General features: G+C 61.6%; 11 protein-coding genes. 5 read left to right on the forward strand and 6 right to left on the reverse strand.

Annotated elements, in window-relative coordinates:
- Window positions 1–54 precede the first annotated feature (54 nt).
- The 5 genes from Q0X62_RS05705 to Q0X62_RS05725 all read left to right on the forward strand — a co-directional run bounded on the left by Q0X62_RS05705 (window position 55) and on the right by Q0X62_RS05725 (window position 6,163).
- A complete protein-coding gene (locus Q0X62_RS05705) occupies window positions 55–1,575 on the forward strand; it encodes a phosphomannomutase/phosphoglucomutase (RefSeq protein ID WP_297732620.1) in 1,521 nt (506 codons plus the stop codon).
- Window positions 1,576–1,729: 154 nt separating this feature from the next.
- Window positions 1,730–3,553, forward strand: a complete 1,824-nt coding sequence (gene glmS, locus Q0X62_RS05710) for a glutamine--fructose-6-phosphate transaminase (isomerizing) (RefSeq protein ID WP_297732622.1) — start codon at window positions 1,730–1,732, stop codon at window positions 3,551–3,553.
- Between the two features lie 151 nt (window positions 3,554–3,704).
- Complete coding sequence (locus Q0X62_RS05715) at window positions 3,705–4,532, forward strand: ABC transporter permease (RefSeq protein WP_297732624.1); 828 nt, start codon at window positions 3,705–3,707, stop codon at window positions 4,530–4,532.
- A 9-nt stretch (window positions 4,533–4,541) separates the two neighbouring features.
- Window positions 4,542–5,333, forward strand: coding sequence for an ABC transporter ATP-binding protein (locus Q0X62_RS05720; protein ID WP_297732626.1), 792 nt, complete (start codon window positions 4,542–4,544; stop codon window positions 5,331–5,333).
- A gap of 71 nt (window positions 5,334–5,404) precedes the next feature.
- Window positions 5,405–6,163 carry an FkbM family methyltransferase gene (locus Q0X62_RS05725; protein ID WP_297732628.1) on the forward strand — a complete coding sequence of 253 codons (759 nt, stop codon included), beginning with the start codon at window positions 5,405–5,407 and terminating at the stop codon, window positions 6,161–6,163.
- 3 nt (window positions 6,164–6,166) lie between these two features.
- Here Q0X62_RS05725 and Q0X62_RS05730 read toward each other — a convergent pair whose 3' ends face one another.
- The 6 genes from Q0X62_RS05730 to Q0X62_RS05755 form a co-directional block, all read right to left on the reverse strand.
- Entirely contained in the window at window positions 6,167–6,592 is a 426-nt protein-coding gene (locus Q0X62_RS05730) for a hypothetical protein (RefSeq protein ID WP_297732630.1), read from the reverse strand.
- A gap of 7 nt (window positions 6,593–6,599) precedes the next feature.
- Complete coding sequence (locus Q0X62_RS05735; protein ID WP_297732632.1) at window positions 6,600–7,133, reverse strand: prepilin peptidase; 534 nt, start codon at window positions 7,131–7,133, stop codon at window positions 6,600–6,602.
- 83 nt (window positions 7,134–7,216) lie between these two features.
- Complete coding sequence (locus tag Q0X62_RS05740; RefSeq protein ID WP_297732634.1) at window positions 7,217–9,343, reverse strand: secretin N-terminal domain-containing protein; 2,127 nt, start codon at window positions 9,341–9,343, stop codon at window positions 7,217–7,219.
- Window positions 9,343–9,852, reverse strand: coding sequence for a hypothetical protein (locus Q0X62_RS05745; RefSeq protein ID WP_297732636.1), 510 nt, complete (start codon window positions 9,850–9,852; stop codon window positions 9,343–9,345). The genes Q0X62_RS05740 and Q0X62_RS05745 overlap by 1 nt, the downstream gene beginning before the upstream one ends.
- On the reverse strand, window positions 9,849–10,415 hold the full coding sequence (locus Q0X62_RS05750; RefSeq protein ID WP_297732638.1) for a hypothetical protein: 567 nt from the start codon (window positions 10,413–10,415) through the stop codon (window positions 9,849–9,851). Before Q0X62_RS05750 ends, Q0X62_RS05745 begins: the two co-directional genes overlap by 4 nt.
- The coding region (locus tag Q0X62_RS05755; RefSeq protein ID WP_297732640.1) for a hypothetical protein at window positions 10,412–11,462 on the reverse strand (1,051 nt) is incomplete at its 5' end. The genes Q0X62_RS05750 and Q0X62_RS05755, both read right to left, overlap by 4 nt.

Raw genomic sequence — 11,462 nt, forward strand, 5'->3', positions numbered from 1 at the left:
GGGCTGGCACCTCGCGAAGCCGACCGGCCCATAACACGAGAAGCGGGTGCTCCGATGACGACCAAGCCTCATGCCAGCCTGACCCCCAATAGCTGGGAATTTGAAACCGAAGCGCTCATCAAGCCAACCGGTTTTCGCGAGTATGATGCACGCTGGTGGTTCGGGCACCCCGGCTCCGACAAGGCGCCCGAGCTCAACCTGTATGGTGTCCAGGCGCTCGGGATGGGTTTGGGGACACTGATCCATGAGCTGGGAGTGGAGCCGAAAATCGCTGTCGGGCATGATTTCCGCAGCTACTCGCTGAGTGTCAAGCAGGCGCTCGAAGTCGGTCTGATGGCGGCGGGTATTGAAGTGCATGACATTGGTCTTGCTCTGTCTCCGGTCGCCTATTTCGCCCAATTTGATCTCGATCTGCCCTGTGTTGCCATGGTCACCGCCAGCCACAATTCCAATGGCTGGACCGGCGTCAAAATGGGTGCGAACCGACCTCTGACCTTCGGCCCGGATGAAATGAGCCGCCTGCGGGAGATCGTCCTGAGCGGTACGTCAAAAACGCGCGACGGTGGGGGGTATGTCCGTCAATCTGGCGTTGCAACGCGCTATCTTGAAGACGTCTCGGAAGGGGTTTCGATCGAGCGTCCGCTCAAAGTCGTCGCGGCCTGTGGCAATGGCACGGCGGGTGCCTTTGTTCCCCAGGCCCTGCGAGCGATGGGTGTTGAAGTGATCGAAATGGATTGCGAGCTGGATCATTCTTTTCCGCGCTATAATCCCAACCCCGAAGACATGAAAATGCTCCATGCTATGCGCGATGCCGTGCTGGCTCATGGCGCGGATGTCGGATTGGGGTTTGATGGCGACGGCGACCGGTGTGGCGTGATCGACAATGAAGGCGAGGAGATCTTCGCCGACAAGATCGGTCTGATGCTGGCACGGGACCTGGCGCCGTTGCACCCGGGTTCGACCTTCGTAGTCGATGTGAAGTCGACAGGTCTGTTCGCGATCGACCCGGTGCTGGCGGAACATGGCTGCAAGACTGATTATTTCAAGACAGGTCACTCCTATATCAAGCGCCGTTCCAAGGAGCTTGGGGCGCTGGCCGGATTCGAGAAATCCGGGCATTTCTTCCTGCAGCCGCCGATCGGACGCGGCTATGATGACGGCTTGGTGGCAGCGCGCGCGATACTGCAGATGCTTGACCGCAATCCGGACAGGACCATGGCGGACTTGCGGCGCGCATTGCCGGTCAGCTTTGGCTCACCGACCATGTCACCGGCTTGCGCCGATGAAGTGAAGTATGAGGTCGTCGAAAAGGTGGTCGCGGCGTTCAAGGCCAAGGCCGAGGCCGGGGATGCGCTGGCTGGACGGCAGATTGTGGACGTCAACACGGTGAATGGTGTGCGCTTTACGCTGGACGGCGGTGCCTGGGGCCTGGTGCGGGCATCATCGAACACGCCGAACCTTGTCGTGGTTGTTGAAAGCCCGTCGAGTGCGGACGATGTGAAAGCCATCTTTTCAGAGATCAAGGCAGAGCTCGCGAAGTACCCGGAAATCGGCGCTTTCGACCAAGAGATTTAGGTGTCGCCCGAGGCTCGCCGGGTCTGTAACCTCCTGCAGCACTTGTTGACTGCGCTCGCGCCCAACAAGCCCGCGGTCCGTGCTACCGACCCGGTCAATATTGATTAACTCGACATGGGGCAGGGTGCGGCCTGTTGCCTATCAGGAGCCAGGAATGTGCGGGATCGTTGGAATCGTCGGATCAGGTCAGGTCGTGACGCGACTTGTCGATGGCCTTCGGCGACTGGAGTATCGCGGCTATGACTCGGCTGGCGTGGCTGTTGTATCCGAGCCAGGCGAGCTGGAGCGACGACGGGCGCCCGGCAAGATTGCGGCGCTGGAAGCCTGTATCTCGGACGCTCCGCTCGAAGGTCCCGTGGGTATTGCCCACACCCGTTGGGCAACCCATGGCGCGCCGACCGAAGCGAATGCCCACCCGCACGCATCCAACCGTGTGGCGATAATCCATAACGGCATCATCGAGAATTACATGGCGCTCCGCGAATCTCTTATTGCCGAGGGGTTCGCGTTTGAAAGCCAGACAGATTCTGAAGTGATTGCACATCTGATTACATCGCGGCTCAATGCCGGGCTGACAATGGATGGTGCGTTCAACGAAGCAGTCGACCAGCTGCGGGGCGCCTTTGCCGTCGCGGCGATCAATGCAGACGAACCGGGAGCCATTTGGGTGGCGAGGGCCGGCAGCCCACTGGTCGTCGGTGTCGGCGATGGCGAGGGGTATATCGGTTCGGATTCCCTGGCGCTGGCCGGATGGACCAATCGAGTGATTTATCTGGAAGAGGGTGACCGGGCGATTGTGACCGCTCAAGGCGCCAGGGTCTTCACGGCTCAGGGCGATGAAATTGTCCGCCCAGTGCAAATTTCCCATGCCGTCGCGGGCTTTGCGGACAAGGGCGAGTATCGCCACTTCATGGAAAAGGAAATCCATGAGCAGCCGGATGCGGTCGCGCGCACGATCTCGCGTCATCTGGACATCGGTGCCGGTCGGGTCCGGACGGGTGACTTGCTGGATTGGGCCCGGACGGGTCGATTGGTCGCGACCGCGTGCGGAACCGCATTTTATGCATCCGCGATCGCGAAATTCTGGTTCGAGCGCCATGCTCGCCTCGCGGTCGAGATCGACGTCGCGTCAGAGTTTCGATACCGCGAGCCGGTTATCTCGAAGAATGATGCTGCGCTCTTCGTTTCGCAATCCGGTGAGACCGCTGACACGCTCGCGGCCTTGCGCTATTGCAAGAGTGTTGGCGCACCGACGCTGGCCGTGGTCAATGTCGCGGAATCGTCGATGGCCCGCGAGGCGGATGTTGTCGCCTTGACGGATGCGGGCCCGGAAATCGGTGTTGCGTCCACAAAAGCCTTTACGGCGCAGCTGGCGGCTCTGGCCTGCGTGTCGATCGGAGCGGGTCGGGCGCGTGGCGTCATTGACGAGGCATCAGAGCAGGCCTTCGTACGGACCTTGCTCGAGGTGCCGCGCCAGATCAATGCCGTACTGGCGATGGAGCCGAAGATCGAGCAAATCGCCCACCGCCTGACCTCGGCGCGAGAAGTCCTGTATCTGGGCCGCGGCGTGAATCACCCCCTGGCTCTCGAAGGCGCGTTGAAGCTAAAAGAAATCAGCTACATACACGCGGAGGGCTATGCCGCAGGCGAGCTCAAGCACGGACCGATTGCGCTGGTGGAAGAAGGCAAGACAGTTGTTGTAACCGCGCCGCATGATGCGCTATTTCCGAAAATCCTTTCCAATATCCAGGAGGTGGCGGCTCGCGGGGGTGAGGTGATCCTGATCACTGATGCGCGCGGAGCCGAGGAGGCGAATGGTGCTGCAGCAGAAGTTGTCGTCATGCCGGACTGTCCGGAATTTGTTCGGCCGATCGTTACTGCCATCCCGATCCAGTTGCTCGCTTATCACATCGCCGCGCTCAAAGGCACAGACGTGGACCAGCCGAGAAACCTCGCCAAATCGGTGACTGTCGAGTGAGTGGCAAGGCGATGTCCGGGTGCGCCTGCGAACAGGTGGAGATACGGTGTGTGGTTAGCTCGGCATCCCGTCGAACACGATGGACATCCCGTAGCGTGTCATTTAGGCCAACGATGATCTCACCACAGCCACACCTCTGCAGCGAAATCTCATGAACATCCAGACCAGACGGTATGACCTTCACGCTGCCAGTGGTGTCCTCGGCTTCGTGAAGGATCTGTGGGCCGGCCTGGCAATGGTCGAATTATGGCGGACTTTCGCCTGGGATGAGATTCAGCAGCGCTATCGCCGCAGCATGCTCGGCGTTTCCTGGATTATCCTGTCATTCCTGATGTTCGTCGGTGGGGTATCATTCTTCTTCTCGGCCCTGTCGGGTCGGGAACTTGAAAGCTTCATTGTTTATGTGGCGCTCGGTTATGCGGCCTTCATTTTCATCTCTGGAAACTTCATTGACGGCTGTCAGGTCTTCACCTCGTCCCATGTGTGGATCAAGGCTTTGTCCCTGCCATATTCCGTACACGTCTACCGGAGCCTGTTCAGGTCACTCTTGATTTTTGCGCTACAGATGGTGGTGGTCATTCCGCTCATGATCTGGTCCGGCTGGGTGCCTGGTCTGCTGACGCTGCTCGTTGTTCCGACTCTTGTGCTCTATGTCGTGAATGCTGTCGCGGTTCAGTACCTGTTAGGACTTATCTCTGCGCGTTATGAGGATGTGGGCCACCTGGTGACGTCCATTACGCGCCTGTTGATCTTTGTCACGCCGATCCTCTGGGTGCGCGAAGGTCTTGATGGTGCCCGGGCGTTTGCGGCTGACCTGAACCCGCTCACACACTATGTTGAGATCTTTCGCGCACCGCTTTTGGGGGAGATGCCAAGAATGACCAGCTGGGCTGTTGTGATTGGCGTCACGTTTGCGATCTGGCTGGCGGCAGCACTGTGTGCCGCCGTTTTCCGCCGCCGTTTGCCCTATTGGTTGTAAGTTCCGCTGATGTCTCACATTCTCGTCCAAGACCTCGCGGTCACCTACCCGCTGTTCAATCGCGCGCGCAGTTCGCTTGATACCCAGACTGCTCCGCTGGATGCCGGGGAGGATTTTGGTGGAACCCAGCGACTGGTGCGGGACAAGCGCGGCTACATAAAGGGTGTCCGCGCTCTGGATGGCGTGTCCTTTGAAGTCGAGCAGGGCGAACGGATAGGCCTTGTCGGTGCCAATGGGTCCGGCAAGACGACACTACTGCAAGTGCTTGCGGGCATTTATCCGCCGGAAGAAGGTTTCGTCACGGTCGAGGGGCGAACAACGAGTCTCGTGAACATTAATCTGGGCATGCGCAGCGAGGCGACGGGCAATCAGAACATCACCTTGCGGGGATTGGCATCAGGGCGAAAACGGTCAGAGGTCGAAGCGCGACGGGCAGAGATTGCTGCCTTTGCAGGTCTGGGCGAGTTTATTGATCTGCCGGTGGACACATATTCGGCCGGTATGCGGATGCGGTTGAATTTTGCGATTGCGACCGCATTTGAACCGGACGTCCTCATTCTGGACGAGTGGCTGTCGGCGGGCGATGCCAAGTTTCGCAAAGCGGCCAGTGAACGTATGTCCACCTTTGTCGGTCGTGCTGGAATTTTGGTCCTCGCGTCCCATAGTGCGAGCCTGTTGCAGGCGAATTGCACGCGCGGCCTTTGGCTGCATGACGGGCGTGTCAGAATGGACGCGCCGATAGATGATGTTCTGGCCGCCTATGAAGCGAGCGGCAAGAGCCAGACGGCTGCACAGGAATAAGTGCAGGACAATCAGGGCTGTGGCGGTATTGTCTTTATCGCAGAATTGAATCCCGCCGGAGCGTGTCGCAAGTGACTGCCAATATTCCCAATGCCCGAGAGAAACTGGTCGATTTCGTCCGTCAGCTCGGTCGGCGGCTGGGGCTTTCCACACAGACCCGATCGCCCAAGAAGCTTGAGGCATTCAGGGTGCTGAAGCGCAGGGGCGTGCGGGTCGATGCTGTCGTTGACGTTGGAGTCCTCCACGGGACCTCGGAGCTGATCGATCATTTCCCGGGTGTGCATCATTACCTCTTTGAACCAGTCGACGAGTGCAGGGATGCTATCGAGCGCGTCTATGCCGGGCTGGACTTCACCCTTTTCCAGAAGGCCGTTGGGAGCGGGGATAGTGTCGCGACGATGCGCATCCTGGGAGAAGCGGGCTCGTTGAATTCCAGTGCCCATGTCGATCTGGCTGAGGGCGGGCGCGAGGCGCGTGCCATCGAAGTCGTCGCACTCGATTCAGTGGCTGCCAAATTCGGGCCGGTACGGAATTGTCTGCTGAAAATCGATACCGACGGCAACGAGGTCAGCGTCCTCGAAGGGGCGCGTAGTTTCCTGTCGAGTTGCGCGGTTATCGTTGTTGAGGTGACCCAAGCCAATCTGGCTGAGGTGGTTGCGCGTTTAACCGCGGAGGGTTTCAGTATATTTGATATTGTCGAGCCGTGCTATTTTGACGAAGCATTGTGGCAGGTTGATGTAATTTTTCTTAATAATAAATCGCACTCAGAGTTGTTCGACACAATTACTGATAACGACTTCGATAAAGATAAGTACAAGATATTCAAATAATAGTCACATGTTGCTGAATATGGCTTCTTCTTCTGAATCGTATATCGGATTCAATGCAATCCGCGAGTGCCGCCGCTCGAATGTATATTCATTTTTTCTAAGCGTGACGGTGTAATTTTCCGTCAGAAGCGTGAAGTACTGACCACCAAGATAGCCATCGACCGCTTCTTCGCTGCCGGGCTCATTCATTGTTACCGTTACGGACCATCCTTGGATTTCTTCGGGCACGCCCATTCCTGACTGAACCAGGCTTGCGACGGTGCCATTGACCTCCCGAGCCTCCACAAACCGCTCAATACGCAGCGTGGCCGATGTGATCTGCTGAAGCATTGAGTAGAGTGGTGCGAGGGCGAGTGCCAGCAATGCGACCGCCGCCAAGGCTTCGATCACGCTGAACCCGCGTCGCAGATTTTTGGTTTTCGACGTCACGGCGAGCTCAAGCCAGTCCTGCAAACAAAGCTGCCGCACCGTAGCCTAGCCCCAGACCTGGTACAAACGCGATCCGCGTCGGGGACGATGATCGCCATGGGCGTGCCAGCACGAGCGTTGCGGCGACCGCGGCCAGAAGGGCGGAAGGCAGGTGGCCGGGTTCGATCCAGAGGCCACAGGCGGCCGCAAAGAGTATATCCCCAAGGCCGAGCGTTGCTCCGGCCTTGGCGGCGGATGTCAATGCACCGGCCAAACCAAGGATCGCGGCTGAACCAATCGCTGCAGGGATGGCACTCAACCAGCTTCCATCGAGCGAGGCTGCCGCCAATCCGGTTGCGGCGATGATGAGGGAGTTCACATCATGCACACGCCGGACGGTAAGGTCGAGTGATGCCGCCGCCGCGCCGGCGCCGCAGGCCAGCGCGAAGAGAAGGCTGTCTGAAAGGCTGCCTGAGAGGCCAGCATAGCTACCAGCGAGCAATATCGCAGCCAGCAGCGGCGCTGTAAGCGCGAATCGCCGCCGGCGGCGACGCCAGATCAAGGCGGCGGGTCCAAATGCCAAAGTCGCCAGGCCGGCGCTCAATCCGGCCATGAGACAGTAAGCGAGGCTTGCCGCATCCGACATCACTCGTCGGGCGTGCTCACCTGCATCGGACGTTCATGCTGCAAGAATGTTTGGCCCGCACCGATCCTGGATACGAAAGCGTCATTGATCTCGCCGCGGAAGGCATCGACGATCCTTTGCCGATCTGTTCGGTCGTTCAGGATAAAGGGTGTCACGAGAACCAGCAGCACACGTTGGTCATTGCTGAAGGTTTCGGTTTTGAAGAGATTGCCGAGCAGGGGGATGTCCTGGAGCAGTGGCGCGCCAGTGGAGCCGCGATTGACCGTTTCGCTGATCAATCCACCCAGCACAGCCGTTTGGCCATCCTGCAGGGTAATCGACGAGGTCATCCTGCGATTGGAAATGATGGGACTGCCGATGGCCTGATTGGGGTTCTCATCGGCCGAACTGACTTCTTGCGTGATGGCGAGGTCGATCCGGTTACTGCTGAACACCCGCGGTTCGACAGTCAGGAGCACGCCGGTTGATCGGTACTGGATCGACTGCAGGATATCGGTGGAGCCGGAATCCTGGGTGTTGGCCGCCCGTTGGGACGTGATGATGGGTACATCGGTACCCACTTGCACTTCTGCGGACTCGCCCGAGCGCGCGACGACGCGAGGCGTGGACAGGATGTTGACCGCAGAATTGCTCGCATTGGCCGCCGCTTCGATGTCGACTTGCCCGGACCGGACAACAGCGGAGAGCCCGCCGCTCGACAGGCCAAGCGCGTCCTGGGTACCGATCTGCACATCCCCGCCCAGTGTATTGAGGAAGAATTCCAGGCCGAAACGCGTGCTGTCACTGAACACCACTTCGGCGATGGTTACCTCGACAAGGACTTCCGCGACAGGTGTGTCCAGTTGTTGCAGCAGACGGGTGAGATCGTCGTACTCATTCCGCGAACCGGTGAAAATGAGCCGGTTGCCGAAAGTGTCGACTGCCAGGCGGGAGTTGAGCGATCCGCCGGACGCATTCCGGTCCCCGCCCGCCTCCGTCTCGGGGCCGCTTGTCTGGCGTGAAGCCTCGCCCAGTACGGTGCGCAGAACGCCGGCTAGCTCTTCGGCGTCAGTGTTTCGCACCTGGTAGACGTAGGACCGGGTCCCTTCCTCACGCTCGGCCGCGTCTTCCAACCGACGCGCCGTCGCGATCAGATGCGCCAGCGTGTCGTCATTATGGGCGAAGACCAGGATCTGGTTGGTCTGGTCCAGGGCAAGCATGGACAGGGGCCGAACCTGGCGCGTGCCGAGCCCGACCTGATAGCCCTCCAGGGAGAGGATGTCGACGAGGGCTTGTGCCAGCTCGGAAGCGTCCCAATTGCGCGGTGAGAGCGTCACGGCGGCGGCGCCGGCAAAGCGCGCCTGGTCGAGTTGGCCGATCAGCTGCATGGCGGCATCCACGCGGTCCGACAAGCCCGTGAGGGACATGGAATTGATGTCTCGTCGGACCTGGATCGACAATTCCTGTTGATCGGGAAAGGCCTGGCGCAGGATGGCGTCCATTTCCGCGGCGTCCGTATAATCGAACTCCACAAACTGGATCACGGGGCGCAATGGCGCTGACACGCCGGCGCGGGCGCGGGCGCGGATGATTTGCGGCATATTGCTGCGCAGGTCGCTGCGTTCGACGACAAGCGCCATCCCGTCCTGGACCTCGATGGCAAGGCCGTACTCGGCGAGTGCGGCGCCGAACAGGCCAAGGAAGGTGTCGGGTTCCATATCCTGCACGCTGCGCAAGGCGACGATGTCGTCGCGGTCGGCGACACCGGGACCGAGCGCGTAGGGCACACCAAGGATTTCACCCAGCGCCGTGTCGATAAAGGCCGGCAGCGGTTGTGCGGGCAGGGTGGCATTGATCGCCGGTCCGGCCGGAGACAATGTTGCGCTGAGCGCGCCAGCACCGGCAATGCCGCTGGAGCTACCCGGCACGATCCGCCGTGTGGTGACGAGGTCGGACTCGGCAGGCGTGTCGGCCTCGCCGCTGTCTTCTGTCTCTGCCGCGCTTGCGGCGTCGCGCCTTTCAAGCTCGGCCCGGCGCTCGCCGATGACCGGATTGAGGCGGGAGTCAGGGCTGAATGCGGCAGTCGAACACCCTGAAAGGAGGAGAAAACCCAGCGAGCTGAGGGTGATTTTCCTGATACGAGTCATCACTGCCCTACATTGTTGGGAACAAATACATCGATTGTCCGGATTTCCCCGTCCCGCTCCAGCCGGAGCGTTCTCGGGCTTATCTCGGCAATCATCCAGCCGTCAAACAGTTCCTCGCCGGGGACGAAGATGTCGACCAGGCTCGCCTCCCCGGATGCATGGATCCGCCACTCGGATTCGCGACGCACGAGGGCGCGGATGTCGGGCAGGCGGGCGGCAATGGCCGCGGCGAGACCGTCCGCAGCAGCCGGGTCCTGAGCATCGGGGTCAACCGCGTCCCCATTGAGCGCGGCGAGGGTTTGGGCGGCCGGGAATAGATTGGTCTGACCCAGGCGCTGAACCAGTGTCTCGACATCGGCGCCGTCCGGACCGTCCAGCGGGTTGAGGGCGCGGGACTGACCGGTCAGGCGTGCGGTGGTCGGGGATGGCGGCAGCAGGAGGCCGGCGGCAGCAGCCAGTGCGCAGGCCAGACCCGCAGCGCCAAATCTCAGCTGCATGAGGGACATCATGACGCCTCTCCCTCGATGATGGCGGGGGCGATCAGGCGGATGGTGACCGGCCGGTTGCGACCACCCCACACCACTTCCGCCGGTCGCAGATCACCGTCGGCCTGGGTGACAGCTTCCAGGAAGGTGGCGAAGCCGCCGCCATTGCTGCGGGCGGTCATCTCCACCTCGAACAGGACCGCCCCGCCCGACAGCGGTTCGCTGCGCAGGACCGACACGCGCGGCGTGGTGAGCCGGGAGGCCCGCGCGGCATTCTCCACCGCACCCAGGATCTGGGCGCTGGCCAGGCCTGTCGTCGTGCCGCGCCAGAAGCGCGATTCCGCGGCGTCGACCTCGGCCCGTGCTGCTTCCAGGACGGTGTTCCAGTCGCGTTGTTCCAGGGCGGCTTCCCGCCCCGCAAGTTCGGTGCGGACTGTGGCCAATTGCTGGACCAGGCGCGTATTGCGGGTACTCAGATCCATCGCGGCCACAATGCCGGCGAGGGCCACAAGCACGATCAGGCCGAGCCGGGCCCGGACGGTCAGGCTGTCGGAAGCGCGTTGCAAGGTTGTCGACAACAGGCTCATGCCGGGGTCTCCGCCTGGGTCCCGGACGGCGCGACAAGGTCGGCCTGTACCTCCCACTGGCCTTGCGTGCGGGCCCGCTGGATCCCGACATTGGCGAGCGAGGGCGCGCTTTCCAGGCGGCGGACAATCTCGGCCGGATCGACATCGGATCCGGCGGCGACGACCGCGTCGACCCGGCCCGGCGTGATGGCAAAGCTTTCCAGTCGGCCGTCGACGGCCTGGGCGGCTTCGGCGAGATCGGTCACCGGGATGAGCGGATGAACGAGATCGAGCGCGGACCGGTATTCGTCCAGCCGGGCCGTGCTGGCCTGGTAGGCCTGCAGCGCATCGAACTGGGCCGAGCTCTCGGCCACGACGCTGTCCAGGGCGGACCGGGCCGTGTGCAGATCATAGGACAGCCGGGCCTGTGTGCCGGCGGCGTGCAGCAGGGGGGCGCCGACCAGGAGCAGCGCGGCGAGGGCGGCGTGCAACGGTGTCAGGCGAGTGGCCCAACTGCGGGCCTGGTCCTGCATTCGGTCGGCGGTGGAGATCGGCGCGCTGTCAGCATCGCTGGCCGGCGCGGCGCAACTGCGCACGAAGATATCAATCTCGCCCTGGCTCGGTTGGCGCGACCAGAAGCGGCTGGCGAATAATTCGCCTTCGCGTATCAGCTGGCCTTCATATCCGTCCTGCAATTCGCGCAGGCGGAACCCGTCACCCCAGTGACTGTCAGCCTGGCCATCATCCTGTCCGTCACCTTGCGGGGCGATGGCGGGCTCCGGCACGATCCAGGCGGTCTCCGGCACACCCAGGCGGGTCAGCAGGGCGCGATCCCAGGACCAGGCCGCGGCATGGCGACGACCCCAGACGATGAACAGGCCGGGATCGGCGAAGGGCGCCCGATTGTGGGCCGCCAGTTCGACGGCGCGGCGCACCCGGTCATCGACCCGTCCGGCCGGTCTTTCTATCCGTTCAAAATGAAGCAGGGCGCGGCTGACGACATGGCGTTCGCCGGCCAATACCGCGCGCGCCAGCGCACCAGCCGGGCGCGGCGCCAGGCCGGCGGCG

The organism is uncultured Maricaulis sp. (genome assembly GCF_947259345.1).
Classification (GTDB): domain Bacteria; phylum Pseudomonadota; class Alphaproteobacteria; order Caulobacterales; family Maricaulaceae; genus Maricaulis.